19 protein-coding genes are annotated in these 23,845 nt (G+C 42.6%); 6 read left to right on the forward strand and 13 right to left on the reverse strand.

Annotated features, from left to right (window positions below):
- Positions 1–72: 72 nt before the first annotated feature.
- The 3 genes from FWE23_01085 to FWE23_01095 are packed head-to-tail and all read right to left on the reverse strand — an operon-like array spanning position 73 to position 4,135.
- Entirely contained in the window at positions 73–2,427 is a 2,355-nt protein-coding gene (locus FWE23_01085; protein ID MCL2844036.1) for a hypothetical protein, read from the reverse strand.
- A gap of 31 nt (positions 2,428–2,458) precedes the next feature.
- Positions 2,459–3,274 (reverse strand): right-handed parallel beta-helix repeat-containing protein, encoded by an 816-nt coding sequence (locus FWE23_01090; protein MCL2844037.1) that lies wholly within the window; start codon positions 3,272–3,274, stop codon positions 2,459–2,461.
- Between the two features lie 42 nt (positions 3,275–3,316).
- On the reverse strand, positions 3,317–4,135 hold the full coding sequence (locus FWE23_01095) for a right-handed parallel beta-helix repeat-containing protein (protein MCL2844038.1): 819 nt from the start codon (positions 4,133–4,135) through the stop codon (positions 3,317–3,319).
- 233 nt (positions 4,136–4,368) lie between these two features.
- On the opposite strand from FWE23_01095, the gene FWE23_01100 reads away from it, so the two are divergent.
- On the forward strand, positions 4,369–4,647 hold the full coding sequence (locus FWE23_01100; protein MCL2844039.1) for a hypothetical protein: 279 nt from the start codon (positions 4,369–4,371) through the stop codon (positions 4,645–4,647).
- A 75-nt stretch (positions 4,648–4,722) separates the two neighbouring features.
- Positions 4,723–6,228 carry an apolipoprotein N-acyltransferase gene (gene lnt / locus FWE23_01105; protein MCL2844040.1) on the forward strand — a complete coding sequence of 502 codons (1,506 nt, stop codon included), beginning with the start codon at positions 4,723–4,725 and terminating at the stop codon, positions 6,226–6,228.
- A gap of 15 nt (positions 6,229–6,243) precedes the next feature.
- Here lnt and metF read toward each other — a convergent pair whose 3' ends face one another.
- Positions 6,244–7,134, reverse strand: coding sequence for a methylenetetrahydrofolate reductase [NAD(P)H] (gene metF / locus FWE23_01110; protein ID MCL2844041.1), 891 nt, complete (start codon positions 7,132–7,134; stop codon positions 6,244–6,246).
- A 143-nt stretch (positions 7,135–7,277) separates the two neighbouring features.
- Here metF and FWE23_01115 point away from each other — a divergent pair, with 143 nt between their 5' ends.
- Positions 7,278–8,357: a class I SAM-dependent methyltransferase gene (locus FWE23_01115; GenBank protein MCL2844042.1), complete on the forward strand. Its 1,080-nt coding sequence runs from the start codon at positions 7,278–7,280 to the stop codon at positions 8,355–8,357.
- Between the two features lie 61 nt (positions 8,358–8,418).
- On the opposite strand, the gene bamA is transcribed toward FWE23_01115, so the two are convergent.
- The 5 genes from bamA to FWE23_01140 all read right to left on the reverse strand — a co-directional run bounded on the left by bamA (position 8,419) and on the right by FWE23_01140 (position 14,670).
- A complete protein-coding gene (bamA, locus tag FWE23_01120) occupies positions 8,419–10,719 on the reverse strand; it encodes an outer membrane protein assembly factor BamA (GenBank protein MCL2844043.1) in 2,301 nt (766 codons plus the stop codon).
- A 117-nt stretch (positions 10,720–10,836) separates the two neighbouring features.
- Positions 10,837–12,174: a sigma-54 dependent transcriptional regulator gene (locus FWE23_01125; protein ID MCL2844044.1), complete on the reverse strand. Its 1,338-nt coding sequence runs from the start codon at positions 12,172–12,174 to the stop codon at positions 10,837–10,839.
- Positions 12,164–13,177, reverse strand: coding sequence for an ATP-binding protein (locus FWE23_01130; GenBank protein MCL2844045.1), 1,014 nt, complete (start codon positions 13,175–13,177; stop codon positions 12,164–12,166). The genes FWE23_01125 and FWE23_01130 overlap by 11 nt, the downstream gene beginning before the upstream one ends.
- The gene (locus FWE23_01135; protein ID MCL2844046.1) at positions 13,174–13,707 is read right to left on the reverse strand and encodes a hypothetical protein; all 534 of its coding nucleotides are present in this window, start codon (positions 13,705–13,707) and stop codon (positions 13,174–13,176) included. Before FWE23_01135 ends, FWE23_01130 begins: the two co-directional genes overlap by 4 nt.
- Positions 13,708–13,716: 9 nt before the next feature.
- Complete coding sequence (locus FWE23_01140; protein MCL2844047.1) at positions 13,717–14,670, reverse strand: hypothetical protein; 954 nt, start codon at positions 14,668–14,670, stop codon at positions 13,717–13,719.
- A 279-nt stretch (positions 14,671–14,949) separates the two neighbouring features.
- On the opposite strand from FWE23_01140, the gene hrpA reads away from it, so the two are divergent.
- Together hrpA and FWE23_01150 are read left to right on the forward strand one after the other, a co-directional pair.
- Positions 14,950–18,369 (forward strand): ATP-dependent RNA helicase HrpA, encoded by a 3,420-nt coding sequence (gene hrpA / locus FWE23_01145; protein MCL2844048.1) that lies wholly within the window; start codon positions 14,950–14,952, stop codon positions 18,367–18,369.
- Between the two features lie 77 nt (positions 18,370–18,446).
- Entirely contained in the window at positions 18,447–18,614 is a 168-nt protein-coding gene (locus FWE23_01150) for a hypothetical protein (GenBank protein ID MCL2844049.1), read from the forward strand.
- A 183-nt stretch (positions 18,615–18,797) separates the two neighbouring features.
- Here the strand turns inward: FWE23_01150 and FWE23_01155 are convergent, their stop codons facing one another.
- The 3 genes from FWE23_01155 to FWE23_01165 all read right to left on the reverse strand — a co-directional run bounded on the left by FWE23_01155 (position 18,798) and on the right by FWE23_01165 (position 21,640).
- Entirely contained in the window at positions 18,798–20,750 is a 1,953-nt protein-coding gene (locus FWE23_01155) for a hypothetical protein (protein MCL2844050.1), read from the reverse strand.
- A gap of 117 nt (positions 20,751–20,867) precedes the next feature.
- Positions 20,868–21,275 (reverse strand): putative toxin-antitoxin system toxin component, PIN family, encoded by a 408-nt coding sequence (locus FWE23_01160; protein MCL2844051.1) that lies wholly within the window; start codon positions 21,273–21,275, stop codon positions 20,868–20,870.
- Entirely contained in the window at positions 21,266–21,640 is a 375-nt protein-coding gene (locus FWE23_01165) for a hypothetical protein (protein ID MCL2844052.1), read from the reverse strand. Before FWE23_01165 ends, FWE23_01160 begins: the two co-directional genes overlap by 10 nt.
- A 139-nt stretch (positions 21,641–21,779) precedes the next feature.
- Here FWE23_01165 and FWE23_01170 point away from each other — a divergent pair, with 139 nt between their 5' ends.
- On the forward strand, positions 21,780–22,781 hold the full coding sequence (locus FWE23_01170; GenBank protein MCL2844053.1) for a tryptophan--tRNA ligase: 1,002 nt from the start codon (positions 21,780–21,782) through the stop codon (positions 22,779–22,781).
- 85 nt (positions 22,782–22,866) lie between these two features.
- Here FWE23_01170 and FWE23_01175 read toward each other — a convergent pair whose 3' ends face one another.
- Positions 22,867–23,811, reverse strand: coding sequence for a GDP-L-fucose synthase (locus FWE23_01175; protein MCL2844054.1), 945 nt, complete (start codon positions 23,809–23,811; stop codon positions 22,867–22,869).
- Between the last annotated feature and the right edge of the window lie 34 nt (positions 23,812–23,845).

Below are 23,845 nucleotides of genomic sequence, written 5' to 3' on the forward strand. Positions count from 1 at the left end.
ATATAAATTCACGTCTCCGAAATGTAGGGGCGGGTTTGAAATCCGCCCTTACAATTATAAACCTCGCGCTTATTACTGTTCAAGCATTCTGAGTTGCTCTTGCAATCTGCGCATTTCTTCGTCAATGTTGTCAAGACGTTCTGCCGCTCTTGCCGCCGCCGCCGCGCCTTGAATTTCTCTTGCTTTCGCAAGCGCAAAAGATACGTCGTCAAGCACTCTGTCGTGTTCGCGACCAAAGAATATGCTTGTTTCACGGTCATCCATAAATCTGCCGAACGCTCTTACTTCCGTTTCTTGCGCTCTCTGAGTGGGAGCAAGTTCATCAATAAGACCAATTACGTAAGACGACTGAGAAACCATTGCAAGTTGTTTTGCTCTTTGCGCGGTTTCAAAATATGTCGCTCTATCGTCGTTGTATTGATTGCGTCTTTCGCGAAGTTGCGCATCAGTCGGCGCTTGGAATGCCTGCAAACGAGTTTGCGCCGCTTCCAAAGTTGTTATAACTTGCGATATTCTTGCCGCTCCGCCTTCAGCCATATCCATATAAGCGAGAATTAAATCCGCTTCGCTCAGAAGAATCGGGTCGTTGGTCGCTCCTTGCAACGCTCTTGCCGCAGAAAGTGTTTCCGCTCTGTTTCCGCCTTGAAGCGCAACCCACATCTGAGCCAAAAGTGCTTCCGCACGGTGCGGGCTTGCCGTACCTATTCTGCGAAGAGCCGCCATTGCTCTTGTTAGCGATTGACCTGTCTCTATTTTACCTTCAAAATACAAGAACGCCATAAGCAAATACGAACGGTCTTGCGCCGCTCTTTGCGCGTTAGTTCTTGCAGGCGCCTGAACAGCGTTGTCCAAATGCTCAATCGCTCTGTCCATTTGACCGTTTATAGCAGAAGCAATAGCCAAAGAATGTTGCGCAAATATGTAGTCCGGATGCGATGACGGCACCATTGAGAAATGCGACATTGCGTCTGCAATTCTGTTTTGTTGCAAGAATACTTCACCTTGATAGTAAGCGGCTGCTTGTATAACAGAGTCAGGCGTTGCGTCCACGTTTATAAGGTTGAACAAGTTTGAAACCTGTGCAAAATCACCTTCACGATAAGCAAGGCGCAAAAGTCCCAGACGTGCAAAAGGAACAACGGGGGAGCGCGGATAATCGCTCAAAATATCGTTGAAACCTTCAACTGCCGCTTCACGCATATCCATTTCTTCCATATTGCGGTTCATATAAAGATTAACAAAGTCGTTGCGGAAGAAGTCGGGGAATTCCGTAAGAATACGACCGCCCAAGAAGAACGAGTTCCAGTAGTTGCCCGCATAGTGCTCCTGCAACATTTGGTTATACAAACGACCGGGTCCGAGCGCAACTTGGCGAGCCATTCTGCGCGCAAAGATTTCCTCTCTGTGCGGACCAAACTGTCCTCTGAAGTAGATAGTGTGCGTAAAAGACGCTCTGTCGTCGGTAATGCTTGTGTATTGGTAAGCCGCTTGGAAATCGCGACCGCCGAAAATCGACGGAACGTTCATACCGCCCGAAAGACCCCAGTGCCCTGTTCCGAAGTGGAAAGAAGCATTAAGCATTCTCATAAGCCAAACGCCGACTCTTCCCGAAAAGTCGAAATCTACAACTTTGTTTCCGTCGCGAGCCCAGCCCCACTCTAATGTTTCAGGGTCTTGAACTGGAGTTCCTGCGAAATTAGCCGCCTGCGTGGTAAAGTCTTTTATGTCAAAGTCAACGCCTGCGTTAATTTGTCTGTCCCAAAACCAGCCCAACCAATTGATTTTCGCGTTAATTGACTGTGTCGCTATGGTGAAATCTTCACCGTCGGGACGACCGAGGTTCGGCGAAATCAAGTTCTGAAAGTTAATACCTACGATATGCTCTCCCAAAACAGGGTGGTTTGTTATACGATAAGTTGTACCCAAGTCCAAAGACAAACCTTGTATAGGCTGTCCGAAGTTAGGCGTTCTGAAAAAGTTAAGGTTAACACCCAAACTCAATCTGTTGAACGGGTTAATTGCGTATGAACCCATAATCAGCATGTGGTTATCGTTCCACGTAGCTCCTGTCGGCACGATCCTTTGATTGACTTCGTCCCACATCATACCCTGAACAGGCTCGTTGGAAGTAACACCCAAAACCGTAAAACCGACCGATTGAAAGAGCCCGAGCGGAACTACTACACCTGTTTCATACAAGAAAAAGGCATTTCCCAAACTCGGAGACCAAACACCTCTGATAGCAACGTGATTTTCTTCCGTCAAAAGCGCGGGGTTTGTTGCGGGCGAGTACGGAGCAAACAAGTCTCTCCATCTCTGCGTTATGTAGAATTCACCCGGAAGACCGGCGCCGAACGCGGCTGAAACCGCCAAACAGGTAATCAATACCCCTGCCGCAAATCTTGTTAATGTTTTTTTGATACTCATTTTATTTTATCCCTTTCTTTTCTTTCTATTACTATCTTCTTCTGCTCAACCGTGCGCCGAGATTTTCTCCCGCGGTGCTCAATATTGCGCAGCACAATGTCGGTTCAGGATTAAAATCATATTTCACTCTTGCAGCAATAAATGCAGGGTCAAAAGAGAAATTACCCTCAGGATTATCGTGGAATTGTCTCAAGTTTTCCCAAAAATTATTGTGTCTTATGGTGGACGCTTCTGCCGATTCGCTGTTTACTCTTAATCCAAATCTTTGATTAAAAGCAATTGTGTTGTTTTGAACTTCAACATTGCTCACTCCGCCGAGTTGCAAACCGAAGTTGGCGTTGTAGGCGATTGTGTTATGCTCTATCGCTCCACGTGCCGCGCGTAAGTTCCAACCGACAATCCCCGAACCTCTGTTGAAGGCGATGATGTTGTCCTCGATTGTCGGACAATGGCGCAATACCAAAATGCCCGTCATCCAGTTTCGGACAACTCGGTTTCGTCTTATTACGACGTCGGCGTCTCGGCTGAATATTCCGATTGTTCCGTTTCGGATTTCAAAGCCCTCAATACCCGCGCTACCGGCAAGAGTAACCACTGTCCCTCTTCCGTCGCCGTCAATTACCGCACCGTGAAGGTGTTGCGCTCTCAAATAAACGCCTGTCGTGACAAACACGTCCTCTCTGTAGATACCGTCTGCCACAATAATTGTGTCCCCCGACCGCGCTCTTACGATCGCCTGCGAAATCGTTCTGATTCCTGTTGACGGCACCATAATTACATCGCCCGCAGACACTGCGCAAACCAACGTCGCAATTACGGCAACCGTTCTGATAAATTTTTGTTTCATACAACTAAACTCCTATCTTTTTTCTTTTCTACAACCTTAAATCTACAAAGCAGTATATATTCTTGACCCTATATTTGCACCATTTCTGCCATTGTTAAATATTCGCGAGGTTCTTCTCGCGCGAAAATCATTTGCTTCGGGGTTAATAAACTCGGGGTCAAACGAGAAGTTATTTTCCGGCAAAGCCATATTGACTTGAATATACGATAAAAACACATTAAATGCTTGAAAAATTTTTGATTCCGGATTTATTTGCACCACAAACCGTCCGTTGAATGCCACTATGTTGTTCACGAAACCCACTGCTGAAGTGCCTCCGATGGATAATCCGTGATTATCGTTAAAAACTATTGTATTGTTAAAAATTTCTTCGTCCGTGTTTACATCCCACAGCTGAATTCCCGAAGAAGAGTTGCGAAAAATGAGATTATCTTCAATTCTTACAAAGTGCGCAACAGCCATAATGCCCGTAGAATTGTTGTGTATCCGATTTGCGATAATCGCGTTGTCTATGCCGTCCGAGAATATCCCTATCCGCCCTCCCGAAACCGAAAGTCCTATTGCACTGCTTCCGTTTGACAAAGTGATTACGTTTCCGCGACCATTGCCTGTAATTTGCGCTTTCCCATTTTCTCTTGCTTTAATGGTTACGCCGGGAGGGATGCGGAAATTTCCCCTGTATCTCCCGTTTTCGAGAATAAGGGTGTCTCCGCGCTGACTTCTTGCAAGCGCCGCTTGCAATTGTCTGGCTGAAGCCGGAACTGCAATTATATATGGCGAAGTACTCACTAAATCGGCATAAAGCCCAAATGCCAAAAATAAAGTAAGCACGAGCGCTTTACGGTTAAGTAGGCGGCTCATATCCTCTTTTAACCCTCCTGAAACGGACAATTAACAACAAAATGATTTTCAATATGGTAAAATACTATTTTTTTTATATAAGAAACTAAAAAATCTATAAAAAACAACAAAAAAACTTTTTTATTGAAATTTCCGAAAATAAAATTAAAGATTTCGTACAAAAATACCGATATACAGAAACGGACGAGATAAATGGATTTGTCTCAAAAATCCTAATGGAGTAGGAGTGAGTTATGTTAGTAAAAAACCTTGCCGCTACAGGCTATTTTTCGTATTTGGAGCTTGCTCATAACAGAGACAAGAGTGCGAAAGTTGTGTCGTCGAGCGCGAGAATTTTACGCGAAGACTCATATATTCCATCAAATTCTTTGCATAGCGAGGTAAAAGCAAAAGATCTTTCGGAAATCAAAAATCGAATTTCTTCGGGATTTTACAATTCTACCGCCGTAAATGACGACCTTACCGAATGTTTTTCGAGCATTTTCAAGAAAACTCTTTCTACAACCGCGTAAATTTAGTATTTTTGTGTTGATTTATTTTGTATGAGCGTTGTAATACGCCCATATAGGTTTATGAAAGGAATTAGAATGAAAATAGAGAATTTACCTTTGACTAATTTATTTGTTGTTTTGTTATCAGGACTTTTGTGCGGACTTTTTGCCTCAATTTTGCCTGCGATGTCGTTTCTTTTAATAATACCATTTATTGCCCTTATTTACTCGGAGAAACCCGCGCGCCTGAAAATGTACTCTTGGGGCGTGTTTTGGTATTTCGGCACAATTTGGTGGATGGCTATAGTAAATCTGCAGGGACTGCAACCGCTTATTTTCTTTGCGACCATCGGCTTATCGCTCTTTTTGGCTTTGCGATTTCTTTTGGTTGGGGTTTTGTCGGCATTTGTTCTTAAACGATGTCCGAAAGTCGCCATTCTTTTTATTCCGTCTGTTTGGGTTGTTTCTGAATACGTGCTTACACTCGGCGAGCTTTCGTTTCCTTGGATGTTTTCGGGGTATTCGCTTTCTCCGTTATTTTATTTGTCGCAGGTCGTCAGCATTACGGGAATTTGGGGTTTGTCGTTTTTGGCGGTAATTTCTGCCGTAGTTCTTTACAATCTCGTATTTTTTAAGCGTGGCAAAAAAATTGCAGTTTCTCTTGCCTGCGTCGTGGCAATGCTTTGTCTTTGGGGATTTGTAAGAGTGCGTCCCGTCGATACCCACGAAATAAAGGCGATTGTTCTTCAGCCAAACGCTGATATGGAGAATTGGTACGGATTTTCCTCGCTTATGGAATGTATGGAGGTTTTGGACAGTTTGTTGGACGCAAGTACAAATATGGACAGAGGCATCTTCATTCTTCCCGAAAGCGCGATTTTTACGCATTTGCGCTATCAGCCGTCGGCGTTGGTTGCTGTCGGGTCTTGGTTAAGACGACATAATTCGCATATAATTTTTGGTTCGCTTACCCCAATCAGAGGCGAAGGCGGTGTTGACGGAGCATACAATACAGCGTATTGGGCAAGTCCCGAATTGTCTAATCTTTACGATAACTACGCCCGATACCACAAAATAAAACTTGTTCCGTTTGTAGAAACGACGCCGTTTTCCGCGGCTCTGCCTATGATAAGCCGCCTTGATTTGAGAGGCGGAAGTTTTGTTTCGGGGAGCGAGTATTCCGTTTGGGAAATAGAGGATTTGCGAATTGCACCCTTTATTTGCTACGAAAACGTCTATCCCGAATTTACACGAAGAAGAGTAAACCACGGTGCCGGCGCTAATCTTATGATAAATATAACAAACGACGGCTGGTTCGGAAGAACTACCGCGCCAATCCAACACGCCGAAATGACGCGGGTAAGGGCGATAGAACTCGGTATTTCAATGGTAAGAAGCGCAAATACGGGCATTTCATTTTCGGTTGACCCTTTCGGGCGTTTCCTTGCCAAAACCGAAATTTACACCCGCGAGGTCGTACAAATGCCGATTGCGAAAGCGCTTAACAGCACAATTTATCGCCGCTTTGGCGATTGGTTTGCGATTTTCTGTGTGCTGTTTTCGCTGTTTTGGCTTGTTTATCCAAGTATTCGGAAGAAATAATATAGGCTTCTTGACTTATTTTTCCAGTTGCGTGGAAGAAATAATGCCGATACTCTCGCAAATTTTGTGTATCTGCTCAAATTTGTTGAGTGTGTAAAGGTGTATTCCGCGCACTTTATTTTCTATTAACTCATTAACCTGCTCTGCAGCCCAATGTATTCCTACTTTTTCGACGTATTCGTCATTCGGCGCTCTGTAAATGGCTTTTTGAAGTTTTGCAGGAATACGGGCTCCAAGCGATAATTCGGCAATTCTTTGCATACTCGCGATTGAGGTTATAGGCATAATTCCCGCTATAATCGGCACATTTATTTTCGCAATTTCGCATCGCTCGCAGAAATCATAAAAATCGGCATTACTGAAAAACAACTGTGTGCAAATGTAATCCGCGCCGCTGTCAACTTTGCGCTTAAGATTGTCGATTTCAATAAGGCGGTTAGGCGTTGTCGGGTGTCCTTCGGGAAATCCTGCAACTCCGATTCCCATATTCGGGAAGTTTTTCTTGGTAAATTCCACGAGTTCGCTTGCGTATTCAAAACCGTCTTTGGCGGGAACAAAATCTATCGCGCCTTTTGGCATATCGCCTCTAAGCGCAAGGATATTCTCAATTCCCGCGTCGTTGTAATTTTGCAGGATTTCGCGAATTTCATCGCGGCTTGCGCCTACGCAGGTCAAATGTGCGACAGTGGTAAGCCCTGCTTCGTTTTGTATCTTAGCGACAAGGTTTCGTGTATTTTCGCGGGTAGAGCCGCCTGCGCCGTAAGTGACGCTGACGTATGCAGGCGATAAATAACTGAGTTTTTGCACCGTTTCAAATAATTTATCGAAGCCCGCCGCTGTCTTAGGCGGAAAAAATTCAAAGCTCAAAGCCGTTTGCTTTTGCGCTAAAATATCGCTTATTTTCATAAATTTCTCCGTTTCTTTTTTCAGAATTGGAGAGAAAATACTTTTTGGGTAATGCTTGCTCCCCATTTTTTATAAAAAATTACATTTTTTTCTGCTTTTGTGTAAGGGAAAATCGTATTTTCCTCCCAAAATACGGAGGAAAAATGAGCAAAAAACGTTTCGGCAATGATAAAACAACAGCATATAACGCGTCGATAAAGGCGCATTTTTTGACATTTGCGCCTGCTTTTTTTCAGGCGACCTTGATTTTGCGAAACAAGGGAGTGTTGGATTTTCTGAATAACAATGACGACGGAAAGACCGAAAAAGAAATTGCCGCGCATTGCAAATTAAACAATTACTCCGCAAGAATTTTGCTTGAAGCGGGCGAGCAGGCAGGCGTTTTGATTTTTGAAGAAGCCAAAAACAAATACCATCTCTCTAAAACAGGATTTTTCCTTTTAACAGACGAAATAACAAAAAGAAATATGAATTTCATAAACGACGTTTGTTATCAGGGTTTGTTTTTTCTCGACAAGTCAATAGAAGAAGAAAAGCCTGTCGGTCTTAAAGTTTTCGGCGAATGGGACACGATTTATTCGGGACTGTCGCAACTTCCCGAAAATGTAAAGAAAAGTTGGTTTGAATTCGACCATTATTACTCCGATGTTGCATTCGACGAAGCGCTGAATTTAATTTTTTCGGACAACACTGCTAAAAAAATACTCGATGTCGGCGGAAATACAGGGCGATTTGCATTAAAATGTGCAAATTTCTCAAACACGGCAAATATCACAATTTTAGACCACGAAGGACAACTCACAGTCGCCAAAGAAAACGCGAAAAAAGCAGGTTTCGGCGACAGAATAAACGGTTTTGCGCTTGATTTACTCGACCATTCAAAGCCGTTTCCGACAAATTATGACGTTGTCTGGATGAGCCAATTTTTAGATTGCTTTCCTCCGAAAGATATTATTGAACTTTTGAAACGTGGAAAATCTGCGCTTTCGCATAGCGGAAATTTGTATATAATGGAGCCGTTTGTCGATATTCAGAGACACGCGCAGGCAAAACTTGGGCTTGTGGGAACTTCACTCTACTTTACCGCTATGGCGAACGGAACATCAAGAATGTATCATAGTGATGAAATGCTTGATTATGCAAAAAGCGCAGGTTTGAAACTTGTAGAGCAGTTTGATGGTATCGGTGAGTTTCAGACGATATTGAAATTAAAAGCCGAATAAAAAAGTAAGGGCAGGTTTAAAACCTGCCCCTACAAACAAAAAAATCAGAACCATTTAATTATCAGAACCCTCTGTTCATAATAAAGTGCAGGTTGAATCTCGGGCTGTGTTCGCGGGACATAAAATGTGCGTTCGGGTCATCAAGTCCCCACGCGAAATCAAAGCCCAAAAGCCCTAACATCGGAAGCATAAGGCGGAAACCGAAACCTACGCCGCGTTTCATATCGGTAATATCTATATCCGACATACGCAACCATCCATTACCCATATCAAAGAATGTTCCCATATAAAATTGCTGGTCAACTATAGGGAAGCGAAGTTCGCCTGAAAGTGTTACCATATTTAAGTTTCTGCTGATTTCACCTTCGTTGTAGCCGCGGACAACTCCGTCGTAATACACGCCGCCGACCTGAAATAAATCGTTATAGCCGATAACAGGTCTGCCCGAAAATGAGGCAATTGTGCCGAATTTTGTGTTTGCGCCCAAAACAAAGCGCCAAAACAGCGGCAAATACCATTCGTAAGTTACAATTCCTTTTATGAAGTCAAATCTGCTCAAACCAAGATAATTATTTTCTGGCTCAAAAATCCATCTGTCATCTACGCTTCTGATACCGCCGCTTCCGCCGATTTGACCTGTAATTCTGAAAATAGAACCGCGAGTAGGGAAATGCGGTAAGTCTGTGTCATTTCGGGCAATTCCTAATTGCCAGCGGCTTAAAATGCCTCGGTTTACAATTACAGCTCTCTCTTCCAGTTCGTCTTCCACTTGGCGGTAGTCTATTCTGTTGTGGTCATAGCTTATAAGATGGCGAATGGACGCAGAAAAGAAATCGTCGGGCCAACGCAGACGTCTTCCGATACCGTATTCTACACCCGTTCTCGTGTAGTTGAAAAGTTGGTTTCTGAACCTCAGGTCTTCATAAAAAATCTGCCCCGAAAACGAAGTCGGCGTATTGAAAATCCAAGGTACCATATATCCTATGGAATAGCGCTGTCTTCCTGCCGCAAGTTCCGCCATAGCGTCGAGTTGCTGTCCCGTTCCTCTGAAATTTGGTATGGAAACTCCGAAATTGCCGCCAAATCTGTCCTGCGCCGAATATGTTATACCTGCCGAAAATTGCCCTATGTTTTCGCGCTCGCGAATATTAAATATCATATCTATTGTGCCGTCGTTATTCATTGCAAAGTCGGGCATCACGTTTTCAAAAAAGCCGAGTTGGCGCACATCTCTTATAGACCGCTCCATCGCCGCTTGGTCAAATCTTTGTCCGGGGAAAATCCTTAATTCGCGTCTGATTACCAAGTCGCGCGTTTTGTCGTTTCCTGAAATTTCTATTCTTCTGACGATTGCGGGGCGTCCTTCGGTCATATTGAAAATAACGTCAATTGTGTCGCCTCTGTGTCTAAGCCGCGGCTCTGCGTTTGCCCACAAATATCCGTGATTTCTGTAAACGCCTGTTACCGATTGGCGGGTCATCAAAAATCTTGTGCGAGAGAACGGGCGGCCTCTTTGCATCATAACCGCCGCTTGCAACGCTTCTTCGTCGATAATTTCGTTGCCTGTAAAAAAGAAATCTCCGACAAAATATCTCTGCCCTTCATCGACTTCTATGTCTATTATAATTCCTGTATTATCGTCATTTTTGCGCACATCGTGGCTCACAATTCTGGCGTTCATAAAGCCTTCGTCGTTGTAAGCCAAAACAAGCGAATCCAAATGCTGATGGAAAAGCGTTTCGTTAAATTCTCCGCTACTGAAAATGTGTCGCTCTTTTGTTCTGAACCTTCTTCGCAGTTTTCTGTCGGAAAATTCCGTGTTTCCGCTGAAATTTATTTCTTCAACGCGAATTCTGTCGCCTTCAACAATGTTTATTCTCAGAATTACAAATCCCGCAACCATTGTTTCAACAAGTTCGGTTTCTATTTGGACATTCAAATATCCTCTGTCGGCATAAGAGTTTCGTATGTTTGTGATAATAGAATGCACTCTTGCGTCGCTGAGGCGCTCTCCTTGCCGAGCATTTATGACTTCGTTGAGACGCGTTCTGTTAATTCTTCTGTTTCCGCGCAACTCCACCGCGTCTAAATGCGGGTTTTCGACGACCACAACTCTCAAATCAATGGTCGTTTCGGTCTCATTTTCGGGGATAATGTCAACAGTTCTGAACCTTTGCGAGCGGAAAAGCTGTCTTGTCGCTCTCGGAATATCGTCGCCTGTTATGGTTTGTCCTTCGGCAACGGGAAGCATTGAAAGAACAGTTCTTTCTCGCTCTATTATAAGCCCTTCAATAGTGATGTTTCGCAATACTTTCTGAGCAAAAGCACTCGCTGTCAAAACCACAAGAAACATCAATACCATATATATGCGCCGCATTAAATTCTCCGTAAAATTCTATAAAAACTTCAAAAATTCCCACCTAAAATACATAAGCGCACACAAGCAAAAGAGGAAAAAACGCTAATTTTTTGCAATTTTCTATCTTTTAATTCCGAGCGCTTTTAGTTTTCGGGACAGATTTGACTGTGCCATTCCTATTTGCGCCGCAGACAAAGTTATGTTTCCGCCGTTTTTTTCGAGAAGATTGGTAAAATAATCTAACTCAAACGCCTCTGTTGCAGTTTTGTAATCCATTGAAAAATAGGCGACCGTCGCCCCTGTTTTATCGGTTAAATTTGAGTTTTGCGCCAATTTTATACTGTCTTCATCGACAAATTTGCCGTTTGCAAAGAGACAAGCACGCGAAATTATATGTTTTAACTCGCGCACATTTCCTTTATATTCAAGTGATAAAAGCAGATTTTTTGCACTTTGCGAAAACTCCAAAACTTCGCCGATTTCTTTGCTTGCCTGTTTCAAGAATTTCTCGGCTATAGGCAAAATATCCTCTTTTCGCTGTGATAAGGGCGGAATTTTTATGACAAATGCAGATAAACGATAAAATAAGTCCGCCCTGAATTTTCCCTCGACGACCATTTGTTCTATGTTTTTGTGGGTCGCGGTTATTACCCGCACATCGACCGAAATTTCGTCTTCGGCGCCCAGTGGCGTAAATTTTCCCGTCTCTAATACGCGCAAAAGTTTTGGCTGCACTTCCAAACTCAAATCGGCTATCTCGTCAATAAAAAGCGTGCCGCCGTCGGCTTTTTCAAATGCGCCCGTTCGCTTGTATTCCGCTCCCGTAAACGCACCTCTTTTGTGTCCGAAAAGTTCGCTTTCCGCCAGATTTGCGGGTAAAGTTGAGGCGTTTACTATCACAAAGTTTTTATCTTTTCGACTGCCGTCAAAATGGAGCGATTGCGCCGCCAATTCTTTGCCGCTTCCCGAAGCGCCCAAAATCATAACCGACATTTTAAGCGGAGCCAAACGTGCGGTTTGCGAAAAAACGTCTTTCATCGCCGCGGAATGCACTATCGGCAGAGTTCGTTCGTTTTGGCTGTTTGTGAGAAAATATTTTTCTACGCTGTTTCGCACTGTTGTTCTTACTTTAATAAGTCGAAGCGGTTTTTCTAAGAATTCGTAAGCGCCCAGTTTGAACGCGTCTGCGGCAAGTTCGACCGAGCCGTGTCCCGTTATCATAATGACGGGAAGCGCAGGGCGAATTTCCTTTATTTGCTTGAGCAACACTATTCCGTCGTCTGCGCCGATTTTTATGTCGATAATGGCGGTATCAGTCTGAAACAAGTTAGTTTTCAGCGCGTCTTTCGCCGAATTTGCGGTTTCGACAATGTAGCCCTCTTCTTCGAGCAACTCTTTCAACATTTCGCAGATGTCTTTTTCGTCATCGACGACTAATATTCTTGCTTTATGCTCCATTTTTTGTCCTTTCAAGTTCTATAATTATTTTGAAACCGCTCTGTTCGGGATTTTGCGCATACACTTTCCCGCCCATACTTTCTACTAAGCTTTTTACCACGGAAAGTCCAATTCCCGAGCCGTTTTCGGAGAAAGTTATGTAGGGCAAAAACACTATGTCAAGTTTTTCTTTTTCTATGCCTTTTCCGTTGTCGGTGAAAGAAATTAAGGTTTTTCGTCCGAATTCGCTGATGTCGATTTGCATTGCGTTTGCGCCTGCGCCGATTGAATTTTTGTATAAATTCAGCAAAATCTGATTGAAAAAACTTACGTCCAAAATTGCAAATGCGTCGCCGTTTATTTGCGTTTTTATTTTATCGGACATACCCGCAGTTCCTTTTATTATAACGTCGCGAAGATACGCGCTTTGCAGATTTGCCGTCTGTTTTTGCGAAAAACTTTTGAATTTATTCACCAAATCCTCCAAATTGTCAATTTGCTCGTTTATTCTTTTTGTAAATTTTGCGATTTCTTCGCTACTGATGTTTTGGGAAAACGTTGCTTTTTCCTCGATTTTGTCTATGCTTAACCTCATCGGAGTAAGCGGGTTTTTGATTTCGTGTGCCATTGTTTTGGCTATGTCGCGCCAAGTTTTTTCGATAGCGGCTATTTTTTCTCTTTTTTTAATCGGCGAGGTAATGTAGCGGATAATGAAAAACATTAAAAGCATTACCAAAGCGAGAAAATACAAAATCATATTTCTGAGATTGTCTTTTTGCGTTTTTGCTATAAACGGCGCTGTTGCTTCCCATTGCAGTTGGTGTTCCAGAAGTCCCTGCGCCTCGGGAATTGTATCTGCTTGCCTGCGTAAAAAATCGGTCAAATTGCTGTTCATACCTTTTCTTACGGCAATATCGAGTTCGTTTTCGTAAAGATATACAAAAAACAAGCCGAAAAGCGCAAAAAACAGCGAGGCGACAATCAGAATTTTGAACTCGATTTCAGGCTTGTTAAGGATTTTCATCGCGACCTTCTTCCTGTGTTTTCTGCGTTTTCTATTCTTATTCTTTCGCTGAACCTGCGTCCGCCGAAAGCAGGTGAAATATCGACGTAAATCTCCATACTCGGTACAAACGAATTCAGAATTTCTACGCTGAAATCCAAGTTTTTCGCCGAATTGTCGATTTCCCACTCAATTTGTCTGAAATGTCTGAGCGCCACGGGGATATTCGGGAAACTTCGCGAATTAGTGTCGCCGCCGGGAACGCTGTCTATTACAAAATAGTATCTTTGTGAGACGGGACGACGCAAAATCCTGTAAAAATCCTGCCTTTGACGATCGACGCGGGCGGAGTATTTCATTGTAATCGGTATTCCCGCGTTAACAATATCAGTTAAATTGTCGCTCCATTGGAACTCAAATGTTGTTCGGATATGGTAATGTGCGTCGCTGTCGGAATTGAGCGCTCTTACATCCAACCGACTTTCGTCAACAGGAACAAAAAGCGCTCCGATATACAAGAAAAGTCCTGCAATCCCTCTAAAAAAGTCCATTTCGACTCCTTAAATGCATCCGAAAACCAAGCGAAGTTTTACAGAAGGGTTAATGGTTGTGTAGCTGTTTGTCCAGTTAAAACCTCTTCGAGAGTGCATAAGAAGCGCCGATGTTTCAATTCCTAAGTGAAACCAACGCATAAATGAGAGGGTGTATGCCAATTGCGGCTCAAGGGCGAAAAACGCAGACCCCTCGGTTAAAACATTGTCCCTGTCTTCCCATTTCCAATTGTTTGATTTGTCGAATGCGCTACCGCTATGCCTTTTGCTGACATCGACCGCAAGTCCGCCGCCGCCTACAAGCGTTGTAATTGTTAGGGCGTTTTTGCGATTGCTCCAACCGCCGCCGAAAATAAATCCGCCGTATCCTCCCGCAATGGTGGCGACAAAAGTAGTATCTGCGACATTAGACGAAATCTGTGCTAATATTCCGTATCCGCCGCCGCCTGCAATTGTTCCGTTGCCGAAATTTCCGTGTCCGAACCCTCCGATAAGGAAAACAGGCTCTCTGTTGCCGACATTTTGGGAAAGATTAGAGTTTTTCAGCGGATTTTCCCAGTCTGCTCTGTCGGGTATCATTTGTAGTTCTCTCAGATAATTTCTGATGGGGCGCGTGTCCAGAAACATTGCGCCGATGGCAAGTCCGCCGCCTATTCCGACAAAATTGTTTCGCGTCCATTCGCGGTTTTCCAAAACTATTTTTCTGAATGCGTTTACGGTTTCGGCAGTTGTGTCGATTTCGGTTAAAACGATTTCATTTCTTTCGTCTTCGATAATTTCTGTTGCGCCGATTTCCGCAATTTCCGCCGATTGTACTTGCTGAAGGCTTTGAATTTCTGCGTTCAACCTCTGAATTTCAAGTTGTGCGTTCAGTCGTTCAATCTCCGCTCGAAGCGTTTCCATTTCAGTTTCGGCAAACGCAAATGCCGCCGTAAGCATTGCAATAAAAATTGTTTTTCTCATAAAAACTCCTTTTTTTTAGTTTAACTTTTACTGTATGCCTATCAGCAAATATTGTGCCAAACGCGAAACTCCGCTTAAATTCGTGAAAAGTCAAATTTTTCGGATATAAAATATATCAAAGTGATATATCAAAAGTGTAAAATAATTACAGAAATAGAAAAAAATTGGCACTGTAGCTCGAAAACCGGACGCCTGCACACGCTACAATTAGGAGTACAGCGGTAAGATTTGCAATTTCTCCTCTTTTTTTATCGCGGAAAATAGTATTTTACTTCCATTATGTTGCCGATAACCGAAAAAAAAGACGAAATAATATCACTTCTCAAAAAAGAGCAAGTGCTGATTGTCAGCGGTGAAACAGGCTCGGGAAAAACGACCCAGCTTCCTCAATTCTGCCGAGAAATCGGACTTGCCGAACGCGGAAAAATCGCAATAACTCAGCCGCGAAGAATAGCCGCGACTTCGATTGCTCAGCGTATTGCAAGCGAATGCAAAACGCCTTTGGGCGAGCTTGTCGGCTACAAAATAAGATTTTCGCAAAAATTATCGCGCAATACCGAAATTCTATGTATGACCGACGGAATTTTGCTCCAAGAACTCGTAAACAACTCTAAAATGCTCGGATATTCGACAATAATTATAGACGAAGCGCACGAACGCTCGCTCAACATAGATTTAATACTCGGATATTTGCGAAAAATCCTGCCAACCCGTCCCGACCTGAAACTGATTATTTCATCGGCGACAATGGATACCTCGCTTTTCTCCGCAGCATTTAACAACGCTCCCGTAGTCGAAGTTTCGGGGCGAATGTTTCCCGTAGAAATAATTTACGACGATATTGAAAGCGGCGACGAAGGAAATTACGTTGAACGCGCCGTAAAATCGGTAGAATACATTCAAGACATTTCGGACGACGGCGATATTTTGGTTTTTATGCCGACGGAACGCGATATTTTAGAGACGGCGCGCAAACTTAAAGGGCGTTTGCGGCAAAACTCAACACTGATTTTACCGCTTTTTTCTCGCCTTACAAACGCCGAGCAAAACCGAATTTTCCAAGATACCGACGCGCGAAAAATTATCGTTTCCACCAATATTGCCGAAACGTCAATCACTCTGCCGAAAATTAAATACGTGGTCGATACGGGGCTTGTGCGAATTGCCAAATACGCGCCGAACTTGCGCACAAATCGTCTGCCCGTCGAAGAAATAAGCAAAGCCGAAGCAAAACAGCGAAGCGGAAGAAGCGGGCGCGTAAGCGACGGAGTTTGTATCAGGCTTTACTCCGAAAAAAACTTTGACGGTCGAGAAGATTTTAGGCTTCCCGAAATTCAACGCCTAAATCTTGCGGGTGTTATTTTGTCTATGCTGAACCTTAATTTGGGCGACATTAAAAAATTCCCTTTCATTCAACCGCCCGAACCGCGCCGAATTGACGACGCGGTGAATCAGTTGTACGAATTGGGGGCGGTTTCAAACAATATAAAAAATGACGACAAAAACGTAGGGGCGGGGTCTGCCCGCCCAAATACGCAAATGTTGCACAAGCAACAGGGCGGGCAAACCCCGCCCCTACAACTAACCCAAATAGGGCGCACAATGGCGAAATTTCCGCTTGAGCCGCATATTTCACGAATGATTATCGAGGCGCAAAAAATGGGGGTGAGCGAACAGGTTGCGATAATCGCCGCGGGGCTTTCGATAGTTGACCCGCGCGAACGTCCGACGGAACAAGCAGACGTCGCCGACAACGCGCACAAAAAATTTGAAGATATTTACTCCGATTTTATGTCTCTTCTTAAAACTTGGAGCGTTTTTAATAATTCCTTTGCCGAAACAAAAAAATCGCAGAGAACAATGCGCGATTATTGCGCCAACAATTTTTTGTCATTTAACAGAATGCGGGAATGGGGCGATATTTACGAACAAATCGCCGATACCTGCAAAGAATACGACCCAAATTTCGGTAAGGTAAACGTCGCCTTTGAAAATCTGACCGAAACGCATCGCTGGTCAATTCACCGCTCGATTTGCGCGGGACTTTTGGGAAATATCGCAACATTCGACAGCGAAAAAAACGCATATTCCGCAACAAAAGGTCGAGTGGTGCATATATTCCCCGGCAGTGTTCTTGCGGGCGGAAAAAAGCGAAAATCGCAATGGATTATGGCGCAACAAATCACCGAAACAAGCCGAGTTTTCGCTCGAACATTAGGACCTATAGACCCGAAATGGGTTATAGATTTTGCGCCTAATCTGATAAAACGAAAATACGGCATTCCGTATTACGACCCGAATATCGGAAGCGTTGTCGCCGAAGAACGCGTTCTTTTTTACGGCTTGGAAATAGCAAGCGGACAAAAGCGATTTTACGGAAATATAAATCCGAAAGAGGCGCGCCAAATCTTTATTCAATCGGCTTTAATCGAGGGAGCTACAAAGCAAAAATACGATTTTCTAATAAAAAACGCCGACCTTTTTAATAAATTAAGAACAATTTCGGACTACGAACTTTTAGATTTTTACGACAAACGAATTCCTGAAAATATCGCCTCCGACAATCAGTTAAGAGGCTTAATAAAAAAAGAAAAAGGCGACGACTTCCTCACAATGAAAGACGAAAGCGAAAATAAATATCCCGATTATCTCGAGGTCGGAAATACGCGTTTCAAGTTGTCATACAAGCGAAATTTCGGGCAGGACGACGACGGAATAACGGTAGAAATCCCCGAAAACGAAATGCCTTTTGTCGCCGATAATGTTATTGAGCAGATAAAAGCAAAAAAAATGCGCATAAAAACGATAGAAAATATCGGAGAACCAAAACTTAAAGCCTATCTTGAGCAAAAAACAATAAAGAATTATGATGAAATATTGGCGATAGAGGTAAGGGGAGATGTAAGGGCAGGTGTAAGGGCAGGTTTGAAACCTGCCCCTACTGATGTTATCGTTTCCAGTATCGCCGACGATTACGGTTATCCTGCAATAACGGCAACAAAAGACGGCGTAAATCTTGTATGGTATGCATCACTTAGAGCGGCGCAAAATAATCACAAGCGTGGTTTGGCGAAACTGCTCGAATTATCAATAACCGATGATTTAATGTGGCTAAAAAGAAAACTGCGCACATCGCCTCGACTTTACGATATTGTGTTTGAGGCTGTCTGCTTTGAAATAACAAACGTAAACACACAAGAGGAATTTAACGTTGTTCGCGAAAATCGCCTCGAAATACTAAAAAGGAACGAACGAAACGCCTTAGATACTTTGGCAAAATACAAAGAGGCGGTAATTCGTGTAAAATGTCGGCTTGGCGCGGAGCTCAGAAAAATGCCGAATTCCAAAATACTGAAAAGCATAGAGGAAGACCTTGACATTTACGAGCAAGAATTTAACAGCGGTTATTGTCCGCTCGAGATTTTTGAGCGTTATCCGCAATATGTGGAAGCTCTTATCTGCAAAATAGACAAAGCGCTTAATTCGCCGAAACATTTTGAAGAATGCGAGAAAACAATACGTTTTTACAGAAATAAAGCGGCGGATTTAGTAGAAACCGCAGACAACGAATTTTCAAGAAAATTCAGTTTTTTAGTAGAAGAATTAGGCATAAAACTATTCGCCGAGCCGAAAATCAAGCCGATAGAAAATATTTCCGTAAAAAAACTGGAGAAGTTTTTGGAAGAGAATAAAAGCTGAAAAAAGTTAGCTTATTTGCAGATAATTTTACTATTTGTTTATGCGAGAATGTATTTTTATAGGAAAATGGAGGATTTATGAATTCGGTGTTTGGTAAATTGTTTTTGGATTTAGGAAAGATCCTTTTTGCGGGTGCAGTGGCAAACGAAGTGTTTCGCGGATCAAGTAGTGGTTTTGTTTTTTGTTTGGTGGCTGCAGTTATTACTTTAATAGTTGGCATATATTATTCAAAGGAGGAAAAATGAATGAATTTTTAATGGAAAACGCGAATTGGATTATATTGAATGTATTTATTGTTGCGCTGTGTGTTTATAGTTTTGTTCTTACCGGAAAAGAACGCAAGTTATTTCGTGGTAGATTGGCAACCGCATAAAAACAAAAAAAGGCAGAACTTCTCTGCCTTTTTTGTTAAATCTCCTCACTAAATCTTAGAAACTTCTGTTCAAAAGTTCGGTGAAAGGACCACGAGCGTTTAGGTTGGCAGGAATTTGCTGTAAGTTAATCATCTCAGCTCCGTCGTCTTCCGCTGGTTGTACAATGCCTAAATCCTCAAATTCTCGTAATGCGACAGGATCGTGTACAACCGTTATTCTGCCTGCAGCGCCTGTGCCAAGTTGTATAAGTGCGTTGCTTTCTGGTGCTTCAGGATTGGGATTTTGAGGAGCGTTATAAAAAGCTCCTCTTACAGTCCAGCCGACAGCTGCAGCTGATAAATTAATTTGCGCATTTGGTGAAGCATTATAAAACAGCCCTCTGAAATTTCCTCCAATTCCACCATACGACCAAATTCCGTTAAAATCAGGATGTATCCAAACCAGCATATTTCCAGCCACATTTGGAAAATTACCAACAGCATTTCCTGTAGTTCCGTTTCTTATGATGACAATTGCTCTTTGGTTAAACACCGCACCTGCTGCAGAAGCGAATGGCCAAGCTCCAGTTACTGATAACACCAGCCACTGTCTTGCTGGATTACTTGGATCTACAAATTTTGTTCGCGTGTTCCACAAATCAGTTAAAGCAGCCTCGTTTAATGCTCCGTTAACGAAATTGACTCGTGCTATACCTGCATTTGGAGCACCTGCAGCAGGCGTATAGTTTACCGGAACTGCAAGTCGAAGAATTTCATCAGTCAAAACTATTTGAGGAGCAGGAGGGTTTCTGTTAATAATTCCCAATGTATCAGCGATTTCCTCGTCTTCCATATCTATTATTGATACTCTGCCGGGAGCGTTCCCAGCTACAGTTCCCGTATAATATTCGAAAGTTCCAGCGCCAGCGTGAATCAGTTCTGTATTAACTCCCAAAAATCGAAGACCGTTGCCTATTACAGTAGGCGGAGGTGGCCAATCTTGTAATCTTCCTGTAAATCCACCTGATAGTACAACAAGGTTTCGATTGTTAGGGGCTGTGCCGTTCATTATAACTGCATTGGCAGCGACTGATTGAAACATAGCACTTCCACCAAAACCTCTGTGAAATTCACTAGGAGCATTTCTAAAATCGACGTCTCCACCTTCAAAATAAGCAGGTCCTCTAAATTCCGCATTTCCAAGTAAAATAGCGTTAGCAAATTCGTTCTGCAATACTATTAATTCACCTCTGAAAAAACTTCTTGCTACTATTGTGTTCATAAAATTAATAGCAGGTCCATTTCTTATAATTTCATTGTTTCCGTCCATACTAGGAACTGCTGTTCTAGCTCCGACGAAAGTCGGTCCGGTTATATCTACTGGACAATGTATCCATATATTTCCACCGTTGAGGTGAAGTGCGTGTGTAAGAAGGGCATCGACATCTATTTGATTTTCGTAGCCGAAAATTTGGAAAATACCTATGTTTCGCGCTCGGCTACCGCTTGCGTCAATCGCTTCGCTTTGGAGTTGTACTGTAATGTAAGAATCACCTAAATTACGATTATTTCTAAATTGGCGTATAGGAGGAGTTCCGCTTTCGGGGATTTCTTCTGTTATGCTTATTACTCGTGAAAAATCAATATTCATAACTCGAACGCGAAATCTGAAACCGTTGTCGTCAGTGAAAAATGTGGTTGGGCTACCTACAATCCATCTTTGTTGTTCAGTAGTTAATGTTGGGTCAGGCTGGTTTCTATCTCTGTTAAACCAATTAGTTATAAATAGTTGAGAATTTATCGCTTGCTCGGGGATTTGCGCTACTGGATTAGCCAAAAGTGTTGCCGCGTAAGTTAACCCCGAAGTTGCCGCAAACCGCGCCATCTCGGAAGAGGCGCGGAGGGACGAGTCGATGGTTTCTTTTCTTGCGGAGTCTAGGACGAGCATTGCGATTGCTCCGACGAAAACGAGGGTTATAAGTACGTAAACCAACGAAGCGCCTTTGTTGTTTTTAAGAAATTTGCTCATAAAAACGCCCTTTCCGAAAAGGTGTGATTTTATTATAATAATCAACAAATATAGTTTATTGTTGCGGCGATGTGGGGAAAAAATTTGGAAAAATTAAAAAACAAGCGAAAAATTATTTTATTTTTTATTATATTCGTTCATAAATTCGCGAACAGTTAAGATTTCAACGTTTTCAAAACTCTTTATATCAAGCAAATCTTTGTCGCTGCTTACTATATATTTGCATTTTCCGTCAATCGCGCAATTTATGAACATATCGTCATTTGGGTCTCGACTGGCTTTTATATCTGATTTTATTGATATTTTTTTCATTTTCTTAACTATGGAATTTACGGAAATGTTTTCTTTTGGCACACGGTTTTTATCATTCAGTAAATAGTTGAATGTTTTGTGGTATTCGTTGATTATCTCATTTGAAACGGTTGCCAAAATTTTTCTTTCGATCACAAGTCGCAACAATTGGTTTGGCAAGCCGCTGAAAAATATTCCGGAAGCAATAACGTTTGTATCAATAACTATGCGCATTTTTCAGCTCTTGCTTTCTTTATAGCGTCTGAAATATCGTTTTGTGTTAATTCTACATTTTTTGCAAATTTACGAGCTTCTTTGCACATATTGTCAAAGTTTTCAATGTCGGAGGTTGTGTTTTTTTCTTGGCGACATTCTTTTATTACAGCTGATACTATCATAGCGGCAATATCTTCGGGATAAAGCCCTGTTTTTTGTGCGATTGACTGCGCTTCTTCGTTCAAACATCTAAAACGCTTTTCCGTAAGGCACTTGCTTCTAGGTGTTATTGTGCGTTCAACTCGAACGCCAAATTGTTTTGCCATCATTTCAAATGGTTTTAAAACACTGGTATCTGCTCTTAACGTCAATGTTGCTTCCACAATATTCCCCTTTTCATTAAATGGTAGAATTTATCGGTAAAATAATATTTTTTGTAGCTAAATGGGTGAAAAATTTGAAATCTGTTATTTTTTGTTTCGGAAATATAGTATTTTTACTCAAAAACAAAGGATAAAACTTATGGAAAAAAAGATTTCACTTACAGGAATAAAACCTACGGGAATGCCGCATTTCGGCAATTATTTCGGAGCTATTAAACCTGCGCTCAGACTTGCCGAGCAGTATGAAGCGCGATATTTTATCGCAGATTATCACGCGTTAAACACTATGCGCGATCCAAAGGAACTCAGGGATTTGACTTACGAAATCGCGGCAACTTGGCTTGCTTGCGGACTTGACCCCGAAAAAGTATTGCTTTATCGTCAAAGCGATGTGCCGCAAATATTTGAACTTGCAACAATTCTTACGGGCTTTACAAGCAAAGGACTAATGAACCGCGCGCACGCATATAAAGCGGCAACCGACGACAATCGCGAAAAAGGTAATGATATTGACCAGAATATAAATATGGGACTTTTCACTTACCCGATTTTGATGGCGGCGGATATTTTGATATTCGACTCGGATTTTGTGCCCGTCGGGCGCGATCAAAAACAGCACATCGAAATGGCGGCGGACATTGCGCAGGTAGTAAACAGCAACTACAAAAAAACGCTACTTAAGCTTCCCGAAGGTGTTTACGACGGCTCCAACGAAACAATTTTTGGGCTTGACGGGCGAAAAATGAGCAAAAGTTATGATAACACAATTCCTTTGTTTGTAAACGAAAAACAACTGCGAAAAATAGTAATGAAAATCATAACAAACTCGCAGGAAGTCCACGAACCCAAAGACCCCGATACCTGCAACGTATTTACAATATACAAACTTTTCGCGAGCGTTGAACAACAAAACGCGCTTGCGGCTCGTTATCGCGCAGGCGGAATGGGTTGGGGCGATGCAAAACAAACGCTTTTTGAAATTATGAACGAATTTATTTCCCCAATGCGCGCAATTTACGACGATTTAATGGCGGATAAATCAAAAATCGACGAAATTTTGGAACGCGGCGGCGAAAAAGCGCGCGCATTAGCCGAAGAAAAAATACGATTTTTACGCAAAGAAATCGGAATTGGGAAATAAAATTCAATTACGAATTACGAATTACAAATTACGAAACAAAAACAAATACTAAAACCGTAATTCGTAATTTGTAATTCGTAATTGACTAAGAAAATTCTCCGTTATTCAACCGCTCGACAAAATTCGCGTATGCCGCTTTAATTCCGTCTTCAAAATTTACTTTCGGTTTCCAGCCCAAACCTCGCAAAAACGACGAATCCATAAGTTTTCTGGGGGTGCCGTCGGGTTTGGTTTTGTCCCACGTCAGTTCGCCCGAAAATCCTACTGCGCGCTTTATTGTTTCGGCTAATTCTTTTATTGTGATTTCTTCGCCGCTTCCGATGTTTACGTGTCCGTCGCCCGAATAATTCTGCATTAAAAACAGACAACCGTCGGCTACGTCGTCGGCGAATAAAAATTCGCGCAGGGGAGAGCCTGTTCCCCAAACGACAACTTCGCTTGCATTTGCTGTTTTTGCTTCGTGAAAACGGCGGATAAGCGCGGGTAAAACGTGCGAGTTTTCTTTATGATAATTGTCGCCTATTCCGTATAAATTGGTGGGCATTGCGGAAATAAAATCACAGCCGTATTGACGATTTGCGCTTTCGCAAAGTTTAATTGCGGCGATTTTTGCTATGGCGTACGGCTCGTTTGTCTGCTCCAATTCGCCTGTTAAAAGCGAGCTTTCTGTTATAGGTTGCGCGGCAAATTTCGGATAAATGCAAGAACTTCCCAAATTCAGCAACTTTTTTACGCCGTTTTTTCGCGCGGCTTCTATTACGTTTGCGGCAATCATTAAATTCTGATAAATAAAATCGTAGCGATAAGTGTTGTTCGCGTAAATTCCGCCGACTTTTGCCGCCGCCAAAAAGACGTATTGCGGTTTTTCGGCTTCAAAAAAATTCTCGACTGCTTTTTGGTCGAGAAGATTTAACGCTTCAAAATCTTTTGTGATAATATTTGAGAAACCGTTCTCTTTAAGTTTTCTGAAAATCGCTCCGCCGACCATTCCGCGGTGTCCTGCAACGTAAATTTTTGCTGATTTTTCCATTGTTTTCTCCTTCTTTTACTACAAAATACTATAT

The sequence above is a fragment of the Chitinivibrionia bacterium genome, assembly GCA_009779925.1.
Taxonomy (GTDB): Bacteria; Fibrobacterota; Chitinivibrionia; order Chitinivibrionales; family Chitinivibrionaceae; genus WRFX01.